The following is a 15,542-nucleotide window of genomic DNA, read 5'->3' on the forward strand; positions in this document are numbered from 1 at the left end:
CCCCCTATCCCGCCTGCGGCCCCTATTTTGAACAAGGGGGCAAGCTTGCTCACACCCGAGTATCAAGGTGCACGCCTGCATATCTACCTGGAGCAATGGCACAGCCAGACTCAGTTGGACGCCGGGAATCTGGCTACACCGGCGCGTCAGAATAATCTGTTTATTGTTTTGCGCTACCGCTATACCAACACCAGCCCACGCCCCCTGAACCCGCAGATCCATCGACCACGCCTGTTTCTGGCAGATGCGTCGGGCCAAAAACTAGCACCCAATCAGCGAGCGACACAGGACTATCGCTACGCACACGATCTGGATACGGTGGGCCCGGACAAAATCAATCCTCTGGTGAGCATCTCGGATGTCGCGGTATTTGAAGTCAGCCCCGCCTTGTTTGATCCAAGCCGCTGGAGCGTTGTGGTTCAGGAAGGCCAGGCCATCCATATTCCCTTGTCGATTATTCCTGAAAAATCCCCCAACAACGCTGAATAAGCACAATACTCCCCTTCTATTCCAATAAAACATTAAACTCTGCGCACAGACAGACCCGTCTTATAAGCAGACATGGAATAATACGGGGCCATATAAGCAAAATTAATCGACAAAGCTCTCGCGTCGCGAGTCGTCAAGAGCAAGGAAACAAGATTGCGTCATACCCCTGTGCGGCTCAGCGTCACCCTCATCATTGCCAGCATCTTACTTTTACTGGTACTGAGGTCTTTGCCTACGCGCCCTGAGCCCGGTCCTGAACTGATCCCGGTAGAAGGCGGCTCATTTATGGCCGGCAATTTCCAGGTGCCCATGCGTGCTCCCGACGGCGAGCAGTCCGTGCAATGGGTAGCACAAGCCGATCAGGGTGCTCTGGATCCATACCCGGTAGAGGTCAGCGCGTTTTCCATCATGAAAAAAGAGGCGACTAACGCCCTGTATGACCGCTTCCTGAAGCAAACCCAGCGCCCTGCCCGTTGGCAGCCCGTGAAAGGCGATGATGAACAGGCCGCCAATATGCCTTATGACGAAGCCGAAGCCTTTTGCACCTGGTTGGGAAAAAACAGTGGCCTGGACATGCGTTTGCCCACCGAGGCCGAATGGGAGTACGCGGCCCGCGGCCGCGGGCAAGCGATTCCTTGGGCTACCGACAACGGCCAATGGCAAGCAGGTCGAAATCTGCCGGAACCAGATAGTGGCGCGAACAAACACAAGACGGGTGCATTTCCGCCCAACCCCTTGGGCATACAGGACATGGCCAACGGTCTGCACGAATGGGTTATCTCCGACCCCAATCGCGACCCTGCCCATGTACGGATTTTCAAAGGCGGCAGCAGTACGGGGACAAGTTCACGCGACACCATCCCCACACGGGGCATCGTCTTTCCCTTGTCCGACGCGACCATCCAAGCCAAACCCGAACTGGCTCGTCTGAAAGGCCGCCCCGCAGGCACCGTCTACTTTCAAAACGCCACCGCGCGTTGTGTGGCGCCGTTGAAGTCCAATGGCACCCCTCCTGTGTCAGCCAAGCCAGACAGCACCGTGCTGCCGGTTTTTAACGACGTATCGGTATCGGCCCCATCCTAAACCAGTCCCGGCGGCAAACCGCTGGTACAGACGGCGACAACCTTCGCGTCGTCTTCGCTGGTCGACAAGTAAATATGTCCGATGCCGCTGTCAAAATACGCAGACTCGTGTGTGTTCAGAAACAAGGTCTCGCCAGTTTCAAACTGAATAGCAATAGCGCCGGATAGGACGATCACAAACTCTTGCCCGGCATGCCGGATATAGTCGTCAAATTCGCTGGCATCGCGTGAGTCAATGACGGCCAGAATCGGATTCATGTGTTTGCCGCTCAGTTCGCCAAACAACAGGCCGTATTCATAATTACGCGTCGCATAGCCCGGGGTGGCGGTGGACTTATGGCTGGAAATGCCCACTTCAGTGGTGGGCAAGCGTTGCGTGTTTTCCTCATCCGGTATGGCAAACAAGGAACCCACCTCAATATTCAGGGCGCGGGCCAGAACCACAAATTTTTCATAGCTTAAGGAGACCTGCCCTAGTTCTGCTTTGGAAATGGTAGAAAGCGCCAAACCCGTTTTTTCAGACACCTGCTTGAGTGTCTGTTTTTGATTATGTCGGGCTTGACGCAGGCGAGATCCTACCTGTTCCTTGCTGAGCAATTCATTACGTCGCATGCCTGGATTGTAAGCGGCGCAAACGAAACCAGGCAATCAGAATCCAGGCCATCAACACAAAGCCCAGATAACCAAAAAACGGGTAGACCGTGCCGACCAGATTGATAAAACCAATCTTGGCCCCCACCAGTCCCAGCACTCCGGCAATGGCCGTACCAATATTGAATTTACGCGTGTTAGGGGTAAAAATTCGGGCTGAGAAGGAATACAGCACACCGACCGACGTCGTTAGAATCATGGCGAAAACCACCACGGACATAATGGTACCCAGCAGTCTGGATTGCTCGGTCGCCAGCATCAGCATAGGCAAGGCGGCCGAGCCAATGGTATCAATACGGCCAAACACACCGGCACTGATGAGCACGATCAAAAAACCCAGCAGCAAACCACCGACCAGTCCACCCAACAGCGCATTGCGGCGCGATGTAGCCTGCGCCCCTGCGATCATCAGAAACGGCGCCCCCACCACCATGTTGTAGGACACGTACAGCAACGCGCCGACTAGCCAATGTCCTGCACCCTGAGGTTTGGTATGCGCGATGACATCCAACTCCTCCAATGGCAAGTCCCGGGTATTCCAGCTATAAATGCACAGGAAAACCATCATCAGAACCAGAATGGGCGTGACGCTGCCAATAAAGGCCATCACCCTATCCACGCGCAAGAACACGATCAGCACGGTAATCAGCATGACGGCGACACTGCCGTACTGCGCCGGTACGCCCCACTGTTGCTCCATCAGCGAGCCGCCACCGGCAAACATCACCACCGCAATGGCATACATGAAGAAGGTAATCATGATGTCGACCACCACGCCCAGACGCGGCCCACAAATCAAATACAACCCTTCTTTAAACGAATGCGATACTGAAACCTGGCTCAGCTCCCCCACCGCCATACCCAGTATCGTGAAGCACAGACCACTGACCACCCCTCCAAGCAATCCCCAATACCCGAAGCTGCTGAAAAACTGCAACACCTCCTGTCCTGATGCAAAGCCGGCCCCCACCACCACACCGACAAAGGCCATCGCAATGCCCAGGATATTTCTTATATTCGACATGCTTTCTCCTCCAGGAGATCAAAGTGCTGCTGTTTTTATGCTCTGAAACGAGCCGGTGACACCACAGCCGGATCAATCTCCAAAGCCTTCAAGGACTCGGGCAAATCCTGCTTTTGCAACAAACTGGCCGCCAGCAAGGACGCACCTGCTGCGGTTTGAATCCCATAGCCGCCTTGCCCCGCCAGCCAGAAAAAGCCGGGACATTGTGTATCGTGACCAATGACCAGCTCCCCATCAGGAGCAAAACTACGCAGTCCTGCCCACGTGTGGCTAGGACGACGGATACGAAGCTGGGTGCGCTCTTCAATGCGGTAAATGCCGGTGGCCACATCCAGCTCTTCGGCCACGACATCATGCGCGTCCACATCATCTGCATTGGCCGGCGACCCCAACAACATGCCTGCATCGGGCTTGAAGTAGAACTCTTCGCCAATATCAATCACTGCCGGCCAATCCCGGTGATCCATCCCTTCGGGTGGCGAGAACAAAAACGCTGAACGGCGCTTGGGCTGAATCCCCAAGGCTTTGAGGCCACAACGCTCGGCCAGGGTATCGGCCCAGGCACCGGCTGCATTGACCAGAACACGTGTGCGCACAGTACCGGGCTCAGAGCTGAGCTGAACGTCCCAACACTCGCCATCCCATTGCGCGGACAGGACTTCTGTATCCAGACGCAGCGTTACGCCTTTTGCTTGTGCCCCTTTCAGGAACCCCTGATGCAAGGCATGCACATCCATATCTTGGCCCTGCCCGTCATACAAGGCGCCCGCCAATTGCGCCGGATCCAGGCATGGCACCAACGTCAGTGCCTGCTCGGCCGTCATGCGGCTGACATCCAGCCCTTGCTCATGCCAATCCTCATATTGACTGTCCAGCAAATCCTGTTGCTCGGCTGTGCCCACATACAGCACGCCACGCGGCAGCAAAATTGGCTGATCGCTAAAACCGTCTGGCGGATGACTGAAAAAATCGTTACCCGCGACGGTCAGGGCACGAATCGTTTCAGTACCGTAGGTTTCAACAAACATAGCGGCCGAGCGCCCCGTCGAGTGATACGCAGCATGGGACTCTCTTTCCAGAACAAGCACGTGGGCGCTTTCCGGTAAACGGTAGGCCAAAGACACACCGGCCATCCCGGCACCCACAATGACGTAGTCATACACCATAAAATTCTCATATCCGATAATTGAGGGCTAATAGTAGGCCTTTCCCGGAAAAACATCCAAGCGGGTTTTTACTAGGCGGACACCTTGGTCTGTCTTGGACAGTCTTGCTTGAGCCCTACTTCCGGATTATTTCGCCTTCAAAACAAACGATTGGGCAACGTTTATCTCGGCAACAGCGCCATCGCTTTGGCAAAATCGTAATCCGCCACTTACTAAAGAGTCCGCAGATTACGTAAATCAAATCTAATTGAGAAGCAGTTGGAATACAATTGCGCCATGTCTGTCCAACGGCACCGCCCTCCCGCAAAGAATGGCATAGCCTGGCAAATTCTTTTTTGCCTGGCGATCCTGTCATTTTTGTGCCGTTCGCTGGTGCCGGCAGGATACATGCCGGACAAGGCTGACGAGCAAAACGGCTTCTTTTCCGTCACGCTGTGTGCCCCCGGTGGCACGCCCAGCACGATCTGGATGAGCCTGACAGGACAGGCCGATCCGCCACTATCCAATGAACACGCGGATATCCAGAAGTGCCCTTACGCCCTGGTTCTATCCCAAGTGGCCTTGCCCAGTGCCGACATGGCAAGCCTGGATGTATCGATGGATCACCCGCCTTTGCTGCTGGTGCACCGCAATCAGACCTTACCCCCCTTACCCGCGCTGGGGCCACCACTCGGGTCACGCGCTCCGCCTGCCAACCTTGTTTGAACTCTCGTGGCCGACTGCCGTCTGTGCAGTCGCTTTTCAGCGAAGTCATTCAAGGTTTTTTTATGTCTATTTTTTGTATTTCTGCACAGGCATGCGCTGTGCAGGCCTCCCCCTTTCTGCCCTCTGTCCAATTAGCACCAGGATCACCGCGCACACGAATCAGCGTCCTGGCTCTGACCTTGCTGTTCTCCAGTTCCTGGGCAAGTCTTGCTCATGCACAAACGCCAACACTGGCCCCCGTCGTCGTCACTCCAGAGCGCGGTAAAAGCCTGACCGTTCCAGACCTGCAAACTGCTCAAAAAAATATTGAACAAACTGCGGGCGGCGTCGCTCTGGTGCCCGAAAGCGCCTGGCGTGATACCAAAGCCGCTACCGTCAAAGACATGCTGGACTACACACCGGGGGTGTTTGCGCAGCCCAAATGGGGTGATGATGCGCGCCTATCCATACGGGGTTCAGGGCTGTCGCGTTATTACCATCTACGGGGCATCAGCCTGTATCAGGACGGCATCCCCTTGAACGACCCGGACGGCAGCAGCAACTTCCATCGTATCGACCCTACAACCTACCGCTATACCGAAGTCTATAAAGGAGCCAATGCCTTGCAGTACGGAGCCGCCACCTTGGGCGGGGCCATCAACTTCGTCACCCCTACCGGCCATGATGCCGACGCCTTTCAAGGACGTCTGGATGCCGGTAGTTTTGGCTGGCGACGCGTACAACTGAGCAGCGGCTTTGCGGGCGAAAAACTGGATGGTGTAGTTTCCGGCTCCTGGCAAACCCAGGATGGTTATAGAGAACAAAGTGCTGGCCATTCCCTACGTGCGAATGCAAACCTGGGCTGGCGTTTGTCAGACCGGGCAGAAACCCGTTTTTACCTGAGCGGCTACCAGATTCACCAGGATATTCCCGGCTCGGTCAGCCGCGATCAGGCTCTGAATAATCCACGACAAGCCGCCAAAGAAAATAAGCAAAACGACTGGCAGCTCAACCTGGACGGCGGTCGCATTGCCAACCGCACAGTGCTGGTCATGGGCGAGACGCAGTACGAACTAGGTGGCTGGTTTGAACAAAGTTCGTTGCGACACCCTATTTATCAATTTATTGATAGGGACACGAGCAGCTACGGCGCCTACGGCCGGTTGGTCAACACCAGCCCGCTTGCGGGCAGAGACAATCGCTTCACGCTGGGTCTGACCTGGTCGGCCGGCAAGATTGATGCCCAAAACTCGGTAAACGTGGGAGGTAAACGACTGGAAAAACTGTCTGCTAGCAAAGACAGGTCCAACAACCTGAGCATCTATGCCGAAAACGCCTGGAGTCTGGGCTCGGACTTGTCCCTGATCACCGGCCTGCAATACCTGCACGCTCAACGCAAGCGCCAGGATCGGTATAACGCCGGCCTGCCTACCACGCGATCCGGGGACAAAAGCTACCACTTCTTCAATCCCAAGCTGGGCCTGTTGTGGCAGGCGGGTCCGCAGTGGCAAATCTACGGCAATATTTCCCGCAGCGCCGAGCCGCCTACGTTTGACGATATGACCTTCTCGACCAGCAATGATCTGGATCGCCTGCAAGCCCAACGCGCCACCACCTTCGAAATTGGCACCCGAGGAGAAAGCGGGGACGTGGCCTGGGACGTCTCCCTGTACCATGCGCGCGTCAAAAATGAGCTGCAATGCATCAGCGCGCCCTGGAACATTTGCGACAAGACCGTCAACGCAGATCGCACCACTCACCAGGGCGTAGAACTAGGTGTGCAATGGACAGCCGCCCGAGGCCTGTTTGTACAAGGTCTGCAAAGTGACAGCCTGGAGGTCAAAGGCGCCTACACCTACAGCAACTTCAAGTTCGACAACGATCAGGACTGGAACAACAATCAAATACCCGGTGTGCCCAAGCACTATCTGCGCGCAGAGATTATCTACAAACACCCTTCAGGCTTTCACATTGGTCCCAATGTGGAATGGGTGCCGCAGGCTTACTACGTCGATAACGCAAACACCACCAAAACCAGTTCCTATGCCCTGCTGGGCTTGCGAGCTGGCTGGGAGCGCGGCCCCTACTCCTTCTATATCGATGGCCGCAACCTGACGGATCGCCGATACATCGCCAGCGCCAGCATTACGGACTACGCCACCGCCTCCTCGCCCTTGTTCGAGCCGGGTACAGGGCGATCGGTCTTTGCCGGTGTGCAGATCCAGTATTGATCCCGTTTTTTTATCTTCTCAAGGGGTTTGTCATGCACGTCAGACCGCAGCCGTTGAGCTTTACATACCGGATCACTGCCCCTTGGCTGCCAACAAGTCAGATGAGCACACTGCTCGGGGTGAAAGCCCCACCCTGTCCTTTATTAGCTTGAGAAACAAGGAGTTTTTATGAAAACCGCTTCACAATATCGCCAGACCTTTAAGGTGACACTCCACGGCCTTTTCTTCTCCATGGCTTTATTCATCTTGTTCGCGATGCTCACGGGCGTGGCTCGCGCTGCGCCGTCAGAGACCGATCGCATCTCCCAGGCCATGAAGGCGATTTGGGACAGTCCCGAAGCGCCTCTTGTGGTGGAGCCTATCGTGATCGAGGGTGACTATGCCCTGGCCGGTTGGACGCAACTGGCGCGCGGTGGCCGTGCGCTCTTAAAGAGTCGCCATGGGCAATGGAATGTCCATATGTGCGGTGGCGATGGCTTGAACGATGTCGAGACTCTAACGATGGCAGGTATGAGCGCTGAAGCGGCAGAACGTCTGGTCAAGAACACCAGCGAAGCAGAAGCCAAACTACCCGCCGAGGTGACCGCCAAATTCTCCACCTTTGGAGACAATATGGTGGTCGATCACAACCACCACCCGGACTAATTCAGGAAGGAGAACCCGCTGCGCAAGGGCTGAGTCAACAAGGGATGACTGCACCGGATCGCCGGATCGCCGGATCGCCGGATCGCAGCTTGCCCTACTCAGTCTGAGTGTGGTCATGCCCACACTGACCACACTTCTTGCGCGGAAACGGCGAATAGCTGGTGAACAGGCTCTGGCTACCCATGAACGGCGACAGGCCACACTTTGGGCAAGTAAAAACCGTCATGGCCACCAGGCCCTGGCCCAGAATGTAAAAGCCAAACACCCAAAACCCCAATGTCCCCAACACACGGTCGAACACAGGTAGCCCAAAATACAAGGCGACCAGGAGCAAGATATTGAACAACGTAAACAGCCAGGCTTTTCTGTAGAGCGCCATCAAGAACCTTTTAAAATCAACTTCCACAAGTCTGGAAGTGCTTTGTCGATTTCATTTAAGCGCGGACAGTGTACGGGATTCAGTTCGCCTTAGAGGAAACTAGGCGAGCTGGTCACAATTTCGCCCCCGATCGTGACAAGCAGCCCCCTCTCCAGCACAAGCGATAAATGTTTCTGAATGCAATGTTCCGGCAATACCCATCCCCCATGATCTAGGATCTTCCAACAAAATCCCCAACGGACCATGAACCTCGCTTATTTGCATTCTCTTGTCCCCGCCCGGCAACAGCTCTTGCGCGCCCTGGGCATCGCTCTGCTGCCCTTGGTCTTGGCAGCCTGCGACAGTGGCTCCAGCACAGGTGGCAATCCGTCCCCCGAAGCCCCCGTCGTCGCGCCACCTGTCACTGAAGAGCCGGAACCACCCCGCAACACGGCCTATCTGGACAGCAAAGCAGGCGATATCATCAAGGTCCGCATAGAAGAACTGCATCCCACCCAGGCGGCCATTGGCTACGATCAGGTCTACTACAAGCTGGGACGCTGGCAAGGCGATCTGGACCGCCCTACCTGGGCCAACAATCCCGCACAGCACCTGGACTACCTGAATCGCACCATCGGCAAGAAATTTGATGACTACTGCGAGGATATGGGCGGTACCGAGCGCGCCCAGAAATTCCTGACGATCGCTGAGGCGCAAGCGGCCCGCCTGGACCAGCCCACCACGTATCTGTGTAAAGACCCGTTGGGCTCGCAAACAGAAAACCTTAAAACCGTGGTCGTAGGCTGGGACGGCAATCTGTACCTGACCGATGGCCACCATACTTTCTCCTCCTTGCGCGAGATTCCTGACGGCGGCCCCAAACTGCCCGTCTGGGTCAAAGTCAGCGCCAACTACAGCGATATCCGCGAGGCATCTGCCTTCTGGGAGCGCATGAGCAAAGAAAAACTGGTCTGGCTGCGTGATGGTAAAAACCAAACCATTACCGTCGAACAACTGCCCACTCGCCTTGGCCTGGCCAACGAAAAAGAAGCCGGTGGCATGCAGGAAGATCGCTATCGCTCCCTGGTGTACTTCACCCGCGACATTGCCTATAGCAACGGCGACTTGCCTGAATACGCCGAATTTCTGTGGGGCGACTGGCTACGTCGCCAGGCTTCAGAGGGCCAATTGGCCAAGCTGGACGAATACCTGATGGCTCCACCCGCCACACCGGTGCAGATTCTGGCCGTCAGCACGTTGAACAAGGCCTTGAAGCCCGGTGGTTCAGACGACAGCTACGCGGCTGCCGTGCGTGATGCCTCCCTGAAAATGACAGCGCTGAAAGACACGGATCTGGTCTTCGAAAACCGTGATGCAGCAGCGCTAGGCCGCATCGTCCTGGAAGCCAACGCTGCCAGTGACTCCGACACTAAAACAGCGCGCGACACCCTGGAAGAACTGCCACGCAACGACGTCAAATCTGACGGTAGCCCACGTGGTGCAGGAAAACTGTGGTTTGCAGTGAACTACCGCAATTGCGGCAAGCCTGCAGCGGGAACTTGCTGGGGGTGGTAATCACGCTACTCAGGACTTGATTAAACAAAAAGCCCGCAATGCGGGCTTTTCTTACAGCGACACCTTGTCTACGTTTCTATTGCGCAACCCTACCGAGCACAATTGCATAACTACCTTGCACCGCAGCTTGAACTGACACGTCAGACAACTGGAGTGTCATGTGTTTGCCTTTATGAAGCGACAGCCTATCAGCAACAAACGCTTTCCCATCAGCAAACACGGAGTAAGCTACCAAAGGCTGATCCTGATTAAGGTCATTTGTGACCTTAATCGAAAAACTCATCACCAAAGCACTTGCGGCGACCTTCCCTTTCGTGGCGGACTTAATACGCTCTTTAATTTGAGTAGGGATAACCAAGCCGAGCAACATATTCTCATGGGAACGGAAATTGATATGTTCCTCAGAAAACAGCTTATCGCTACCAGCGGTATCCAAGGCAACAGGCAACTCAAATCGGGCATAAGAATTCATTCGCTGCTGATAGCATTCCATATACTTTGCATCTTTGAATATGCCAGGAATAGCTTGCTGAGCTTCCAGCAGGGAATTAGAGGGCTTGCGAGAATCTTCATAATGATTGCAAGCACTAACCTCGACCGTCAGTTCACCGGGCAGCATCTTGCCTGCACCACCCTCAAGCTCACTAAGTTTGATTTCGGTGCTGATATTCGTTTTACACGCAGCCAATAATGCAAGCAACGCAATTTCCCCGACCTTTACAACACGCATCTCACGGCTCCTCAGTTTCTTGTAATTCATTGAATACCCGCCTCACGACTTGGACGGTGTTCCCACTTAATCCTTCACCAGATGCCGCACGTGCAGCATGCGCCCTATCTTGCCAAGAAAAACACAAGAACTAATATCGCGATCAGGACAATAATGCCAGACATCACTTGCTGCGATTTAGCACCTTCGGCTTCAATAGCCTCTGCCTGGGCAAGTTTTTCAGTTGCACTTTGGTTAGCCATGGCTGTCTGCGCATTTAACTCTTCAATGTAAAGCGCCTCAAAGGTTTCTCTATCTTCTTCTGGAAGCGACAAAAGATAGGCTTGGACCTCATCCTGTAAATCCAGGCTCAATTGATGGATATTACGATCCTGCGCCAATCCCTCGGATAGCGCATCAGAAAACTCTTCTGCTTTTTTTCGAGCTAACGGTCTCAATCGCTTGATTAACTCTACATCCACGCTGTCCACTACTGCTCTCCAGAACAATAATCAAAATCGCATGCTAGCAGATTAAAGAGAGACAAAGCTCAAAAATAACTTCTGCAGAATCTGTTGAGGAAAATTTTGGGAATCAACGAAGAGCACTATTCCGTTCATTCTTGTATCAGAGCAGAAAAGAATCGCAAAATAAGCGAGGCCGATGTGCCAAGAAAATAACTTTTAAATGTGCACTCACTTTTTATTTTAGTGAGTACTCTGCTCATACCAGAAACAGAACTAGAACTGCCGGCAGAGCACGCTCGCAAGCACACAGACGAGAAGAGGGAGAAGCTCGTGGAAACAGAATTCCCCGCAGCAATGAAAAAAGGCCTACAGCAAAAATGCTGTAGGCCTTTTAAAATCTGGTCGGAACGGAAGGATTTGAACCTTCGACCCCTTGCACCCCATGCAAGTGCGCTACCAGGCTGCGCTACGCCCCGAAAGAATTAAACTATAACCCTGTTCTACCTTTCTTGCAAGTGTTTTTTAGATTTTTTCTTTCGATTTGAGATTATTGATAGTCAATCCCGGCACCGATCGAAATCCACACTTATCTGAACAGGCGGTCTGATTTTCAAAGCTTGTTTTACCGAGCTAATCTGCATCAAAACCGTGAAGGCAGGAGTATACCTACTTGGGTAAAAAATGCAAAGCTATTGTGAATAGGCCCGCCCTTCTGATTGCATGATTCGCCATTGGGACAGGCTGGGGCCACCGGGATACAGCAGGCGCTCTGCCGGTAAACGCTCCCATGGCAAGTCTGTCGTGCGCATGGAAACTCCTCCCGGTGCTGCTCCGACAATGATGCGGTCGCTAATGCTGCCAAAGTCCGCTCTGAAGTGCACGGCGCTTTTCAGAACCAGTACCTTCATCTGCTCCGGCTCGATACCCACAAAACGGAACATGCTTTGATCCGCCATTTGCGACTTGTAGGAGGCCAGAACGATGCGCACGCCCTCTATACGCAAACAGGCGCTGGGCCCCAGGTTCATGGCGCAGCCTGCGTAGTACGGGCCGGTGGCGCGGAACTGGCCATCGGATACGGACTCGATATAAAAGCGTGCATGCAAGGGCATATCACCGGGGACACCGGATTTACCGCCCAGAGACAGCTCAATGGTTTTACCGGCCCCTGCCTGGTGCACCAGAGCAGCGCTTTCCGGGTCCACGATCAAGCCTAAAGCAGCATCCGATACCTTGGCTTTCAACAAGGCGCGCAAGAGGCCACAGGTATCGGAGCTGGCGCCGCCACCGGGATTGTCGTGAGCATCGGCAATGATCACCGGGCCTTTACCGGGGTGACTCAGCGCCCATTGCACGGCTTCGTCCGGTTCATAAAGCTTGCCTTGAAAGCCTTGGGCTTTATCAAGCACCTCATCCAGAAAGTCTGCCAAACGGCTATCGGCTTCTTCCTGTGTCTGGGCGTAGGCCCACAAGACCGCTCCGCATTCCGGCACGTCCGCAGCAGGAAAGCCCATGGCGAACGACACGCTCCCCTCGCCTTCTATTTCTTCCAGCGATGACAAGTGACGGTACAGGCTGGCCGCCGGTTCCATCTCGGTGCTTTGCCAGACCGCCGGGATCAGAAAAGGCAATCGATGCCAGGCCAGCTTCGGGCGATGAGCGCTTTGCAGACATCGCATCAGCGCCTGGAAAGTACGCTCGCCCGTTTGTCCCATATCCACATGCGGGTAAGTTTTGTAAGCCACCAGCATGTCGGCCTGCGCCAGCATGGTGTCGCTGACATTGGCGTGCAAATCCAGACTGGCGACCACCGGCACATCCGGTCCCACCATCTCGCGCACCAGAACCAGCAAATGCCCTTCCCCATCATCGCGATGCTCGGCCACCATGGCGCCATGTAAATCCAGATACACCGCATCCACGGGCAGAACTTGCTCCAGGCGGTACAGAATCTCCGCCACGATTGCCTCGTAAGTCATTGCCTCGACGGGCGCGGAGGGACTGGCGGCGGCCCACAGTAGCGGGACGCACTCGACCCCGGCTCGTGCGGCGGCGGCCATAAACCCGGCTGCCGGAATATTGGCCCCACGCAAGGCAGGCTCGATGGCCTCGGCTCGGCACATCCCTGGCCAGCCGCCCCCATGCTCAAAGTCCGCCATCGTGGCCATGGCCGGGCCAAAGGTATTGGTCTCGTGCTGAAAACCCGCTACTGCAATACGCATCACTTGTCTCCGATTGCTCTTACGCTTGTCCTGCCAGTTGGATACACAGCTGTTCGTAAATGTCCTTGGCCCCCAGAACATCGTCGATCGCTACCGACTCATCAGCCGTATGTGCCTGTGCTTCCTCGCCCGGTCCCAAGCCGATAGTAGGAATGCCACGTCGTCCGGCAGACTCGGAACCATTGGTGCAAAACCACCAGGTATCCATTTCCACCACACGCCCGGCTTGCTGAACCGCTTGCACCATGGCTTGGGCCAACGGTGCGGACTCATCCAGCCGCCAGGCGGGCAAGTCCCGCTCCGGGCTGGCCTGCTGACCTGTATAGGTTTGTACCTGACTGTCCACCAGTTCCAGCGAAAAACCCTCCACACCGGCACCCTGCAAGCATTGCTCCATTTGTTTCAACACCGATTCGCTGCTTTCACCCACCAGCGTGCGGCGATCAAAACGTACCGTAACGGACGAAGGGATCAGGGAAATGGAAGGATGCGGGTCGGAAATAATGTCAGTAGGCACCAGCAAGGCTTGGCCCACTTGCGCATCCTTGGGCAAATCCAGCGTCTGCAAAGCAGAAATAGCCTTGGCTGCCGCCTGAATGGGATTCACCCCCAGATGAGGCAAGGCCGCATGGGCTGGACGGCCTTGCAAGCGCAACAGAATCTCCTGTCGCCCTTTCTGGCCCACCATGATGCGCAAACGCGATGGCTCACAAATCACCACAGCAGCCGGCGTGCATTGCTCCAGAGCGTGGGACAAGGCATAGCCTTCAATCACCTCCTCCATCACGCTGGCAGACACGGCAATACGCTGTTTCAAGGCACCACGACGAGCCGCTGCTGCCGCGCCACACAGGGCGGCGGCCAAACCTGCTTTCATATCACTGGTGCCGCGCCCATACATGCGGCCATCTTTGATCTGCGCCCCAAAAGGCTCAACCGTCCAGGTTCCGGCGATAGGCACCACATCCATATGAGCATCAAACAGCAGGGCCAGCGGAGCCTGGGCCGGGCCGACAAAGCCCAGCACCGACCCTTTGTCGTCCACACTAATCTGGTCAAAACCCAACTCCCGCATGACTTGCTGCACAAAGTCCGCCATGGCCTGCTCTTGCCCGGACAAGCTGGGGATACGCACAAAGGCTTGCGTCAGGCTGACCGCATCCCAGACCAGGTCCATTTTTGTATGTTCGTTCACGCCCATGGCACCACCGCTCCACGTTGCGAGCTGATCAGGCCATACGCTTCTGGCCGACGATGACGCTCAAAGTTGAAGGTCGTACTCTTGTAGGAATGGCACAGATCCAGATCGCAACGGGCAATCGCCAGCTCGTCACCCTTGGTCGAGCAAGCCGCGACAATCTCCCCAGACGGCGCAATGATGGCACTGCCGCCAATCATCTCGATGCCCTCTTCACTCCCCGCCTTGGCCACCCCCACCACCCAGGTGCCGTTCTGATAGGCCCCGGCCTGCATCACCAAATGGTTATGGAACATGGACAAATCGTCGTGCTCCGGTGCGGGCGGGTTGTGTACCGGGGTGTTGTAGCCCAGCATGACCATTTCCACGCCCTTCAAACCCATGACGCGGTAGGTTTCTGACCAGCGCCGGTCGTTGCACAAGGCCATGCCCATCACGCCCCCGAAGGCCGACCACACACCGAACTCGTGACCAGGCTCGAAGTAGTATTTCTCCAGATGTTGGAATGCACGCCAAGGCTCGTCCTGGCCGTGACCGGGCAAATGCACCTTGCGATATTTGCCTACGATCGTGCCGGTTTTATCGACCAGAATGGATACGTTGAAGCGACGCTTTACGCCGTTTTCAATGACCAGTTCGGCATAGCCCAGGTAGAAACCAATCTGCAATTTGGCAGCGGCATCAAACAAGGGCTGGGTGTCCGGCCCCGGCATCTGGGTTTCATAAAAACAATCAAAATCGGAAATATCCTCGCTGAACCAGCGCGGGAAAAACGTGGTCAGTGCCAGCTCGGGAAACACCACCACATCAACATCCATTTTCTTGGCCTGATGCAAATGGGCCAGCAAGCGGTCAACCACCTGTTTTTTCGTTTCGCTGCGTGCGATAGGGCCCAACTGAGCCGCTGCTACGTTGACAAACCTGGACATGAGATTTGAACTCCATCAACAATTAAGATCCGCCCTAAGCGGGATTCGATACGCCCTGCCGCACTCCAGCAGCAGGATTTAGCTCTGCACAATCAACACAGCCCCAACAGCC

15 protein-coding genes and 1 tRNA gene are annotated in these 15,542 nt (G+C 55.3%); 6 read left to right on the forward strand and 10 right to left on the reverse strand.

What is annotated here, in order from left to right; translation table 11 throughout:
* Positions 1–45: 45 nt before the first annotated feature.
* Together LNA76_RS05175 and LNA76_RS05180 are read left to right on the forward strand one after the other, a co-directional pair.
* A complete protein-coding gene (locus LNA76_RS05175) occupies positions 46–489 on the forward strand; it encodes a hypothetical protein (RefSeq protein WP_230018246.1) in 444 nt (147 codons plus the stop codon).
* 153 nt (positions 490–642) lie between these two features.
* Positions 643–1,572 carry a formylglycine-generating enzyme family protein gene (locus LNA76_RS05180; protein ID WP_230018248.1) on the forward strand — a complete coding sequence of 310 codons (930 nt, stop codon included), beginning with the start codon at positions 643–645 and terminating at the stop codon, positions 1,570–1,572.
* On the opposite strand, the gene LNA76_RS05185 is transcribed toward LNA76_RS05180, so the two are convergent.
* The 3 genes from LNA76_RS05185 to LNA76_RS05195 are packed head-to-tail and all read right to left on the reverse strand — an operon-like array spanning position 1,569 to position 4,412.
* The gene (locus LNA76_RS05185; RefSeq protein WP_094196627.1) at positions 1,569–2,183 is read right to left on the reverse strand and encodes a helix-turn-helix domain-containing protein; all 615 of its coding nucleotides are present in this window, start codon (positions 2,181–2,183) and stop codon (positions 1,569–1,571) included. The two genes, LNA76_RS05180 and LNA76_RS05185, sit on opposite strands and share 4 nt — an antisense overlap.
* The gene (locus tag LNA76_RS05190; protein ID WP_094196626.1) at positions 2,173–3,246 is read right to left on the reverse strand and encodes a YkvI family membrane protein; all 1,074 of its coding nucleotides are present in this window, start codon (positions 3,244–3,246) and stop codon (positions 2,173–2,175) included. Before LNA76_RS05190 ends, LNA76_RS05185 begins: the two co-directional genes overlap by 11 nt.
* Positions 3,247–3,281: 35 nt before the next feature.
* A complete protein-coding gene (locus tag LNA76_RS05195; RefSeq protein ID WP_230018251.1) occupies positions 3,282–4,412 on the reverse strand; it encodes an NAD(P)/FAD-dependent oxidoreductase in 1,131 nt (376 codons plus the stop codon).
* 276 nt (positions 4,413–4,688) lie between these two features.
* Between LNA76_RS05195 and LNA76_RS05200 the strand changes: the two genes are divergently transcribed.
* The 3 genes from LNA76_RS05200 to LNA76_RS05210 all read left to right on the forward strand — a co-directional run bounded on the left by LNA76_RS05200 (position 4,689) and on the right by LNA76_RS05210 (position 7,972).
* The gene (locus LNA76_RS05200; RefSeq protein WP_326833644.1) at positions 4,689–5,117 is read left to right on the forward strand and encodes a DUF2946 family protein; all 429 of its coding nucleotides are present in this window, start codon (positions 4,689–4,691) and stop codon (positions 5,115–5,117) included.
* Between the two features lie 62 nt (positions 5,118–5,179).
* A complete protein-coding gene (locus tag LNA76_RS05205) occupies positions 5,180–7,327 on the forward strand; it encodes a TonB-dependent receptor family protein (protein ID WP_230018253.1) in 2,148 nt (715 codons plus the stop codon).
* A gap of 168 nt (positions 7,328–7,495) precedes the next feature.
* Positions 7,496–7,972, forward strand: a complete 477-nt coding sequence (locus LNA76_RS05210; RefSeq protein ID WP_108727444.1) for a copper uptake system-associated protein — start codon at positions 7,496–7,498, stop codon at positions 7,970–7,972.
* 94 nt (positions 7,973–8,066) lie between these two features.
* On the opposite strand, the gene LNA76_RS05215 is transcribed toward LNA76_RS05210, so the two are convergent.
* Positions 8,067–8,351, reverse strand: coding sequence for a hypothetical protein (locus LNA76_RS05215; RefSeq protein WP_159086117.1), 285 nt, complete (start codon positions 8,349–8,351; stop codon positions 8,067–8,069).
* Between the two features lie 243 nt (positions 8,352–8,594).
* Here LNA76_RS05215 and LNA76_RS05220 point away from each other — a divergent pair, with 243 nt between their 5' ends.
* Positions 8,595–9,905, forward strand: coding sequence for a ParB/Srx family N-terminal domain-containing protein (locus tag LNA76_RS05220; RefSeq protein WP_230018254.1), 1,311 nt, complete (start codon positions 8,595–8,597; stop codon positions 9,903–9,905).
* A gap of 76 nt (positions 9,906–9,981) precedes the next feature.
* Here LNA76_RS05220 and LNA76_RS05225 read toward each other — a convergent pair whose 3' ends face one another.
* From LNA76_RS05225 to LNA76_RS05250, 6 genes are all read right to left on the reverse strand, one after another.
* Complete coding sequence (locus LNA76_RS05225; RefSeq protein WP_230018255.1) at positions 9,982–10,665, reverse strand: DUF7424 family protein; 684 nt, start codon at positions 10,663–10,665, stop codon at positions 9,982–9,984.
* Positions 10,666–10,739: 74 nt separating this feature from the next.
* Positions 10,740–11,105 (reverse strand): hypothetical protein, encoded by a 366-nt coding sequence (locus LNA76_RS05230; protein ID WP_086060527.1) that lies wholly within the window; start codon positions 11,103–11,105, stop codon positions 10,740–10,742.
* Positions 11,106–11,480: 375 nt separating this feature from the next.
* Positions 11,481–11,557: transfer RNA gene (locus LNA76_RS05235), tRNA-Pro, on the reverse strand.
* Positions 11,558–11,770: 213 nt separating this feature from the next.
* Entirely contained in the window at positions 11,771–13,303 is a 1,533-nt protein-coding gene (locus LNA76_RS05240) for a M81 family metallopeptidase (RefSeq protein ID WP_108727440.1), read from the reverse strand.
* Between the two features lie 19 nt (positions 13,304–13,322).
* Entirely contained in the window at positions 13,323–14,504 is a 1,182-nt protein-coding gene (locus tag LNA76_RS05245) for a YgeY family selenium metabolism-linked hydrolase (protein ID WP_094196615.1), read from the reverse strand.
* Positions 14,495–15,430, reverse strand: a complete 936-nt coding sequence (locus tag LNA76_RS05250; protein WP_094196614.1) for an N-carbamoyl-D-amino-acid hydrolase — start codon at positions 15,428–15,430, stop codon at positions 14,495–14,497. The genes LNA76_RS05245 and LNA76_RS05250 overlap by 10 nt, the downstream gene beginning before the upstream one ends.
* Positions 15,431–15,542 lie beyond the last annotated feature (112 nt).

It is taken from the genome of Alcaligenes sp. MMA (genome assembly GCF_020907215.1).
Classification (GTDB): Bacteria; Pseudomonadota; Gammaproteobacteria; order Burkholderiales; family Burkholderiaceae_B; genus Alcaligenes; species Alcaligenes aquatilis.

Excerpts from the sequence above, each read along its gene's own strand:
- LNA76_RS05185 (WP_094196627.1), bottom strand. The coding sequence starts at position 2,183 with ATGCGACGTAATGAATTGCTCAGCAAGGAACAGGTAGGATCTCGCCTG.
- LNA76_RS05190 (WP_094196626.1), bottom strand. The coding sequence starts at position 3,246 with ATGTCGAATATAAGAAATATCCTGGGCATTGCGATGGCCTTTGTCGGT.
- LNA76_RS05195 (WP_230018251.1), bottom strand. The coding sequence starts at position 4,412 with ATGGTGTATGACTACGTCATTGTGGGTGCCGGGATGGCCGGTGTGTCT.
- LNA76_RS05200 (WP_326833644.1), top strand. The coding sequence starts at position 4,689 with ATGTCTGTCCAACGGCACCGCCCTCCCGCAAAGAATGGCATAGCCTGG.
- LNA76_RS05205 (WP_230018253.1), top strand. The coding sequence starts at position 5,180 with ATGTCTATTTTTTGTATTTCTGCACAGGCATGCGCTGTGCAGGCCTCC.
- LNA76_RS05210 (WP_108727444.1), top strand. The coding sequence starts at position 7,496 with ATGAAAACCGCTTCACAATATCGCCAGACCTTTAAGGTGACACTCCAC.
- LNA76_RS05215 (WP_159086117.1), bottom strand. The coding sequence starts at position 8,351 with ATGGCGCTCTACAGAAAAGCCTGGCTGTTTACGTTGTTCAATATCTTG.
- LNA76_RS05220 (WP_230018254.1), top strand. The coding sequence starts at position 8,595 with ATGAACCTCGCTTATTTGCATTCTCTTGTCCCCGCCCGGCAACAGCTC.
- LNA76_RS05225 (WP_230018255.1), bottom strand. The coding sequence starts at position 10,665 with ATGAATTACAAGAAACTGAGGAGCCGTGAGATGCGTGTTGTAAAGGTC.
- LNA76_RS05240 (WP_108727440.1), bottom strand. The coding sequence starts at position 13,303 with ATGCGTATTGCAGTAGCGGGTTTTCAGCACGAGACCAATACCTTTGGC.
- LNA76_RS05245 (WP_094196615.1), bottom strand. The coding sequence starts at position 14,504 with ATGGGCGTGAACGAACATACAAAAATGGACCTGGTCTGGGATGCGGTC.
- LNA76_RS05250 (WP_094196614.1), bottom strand. The coding sequence starts at position 15,430 with ATGTCCAGGTTTGTCAACGTAGCAGCGGCTCAGTTGGGCCCTATCGCA.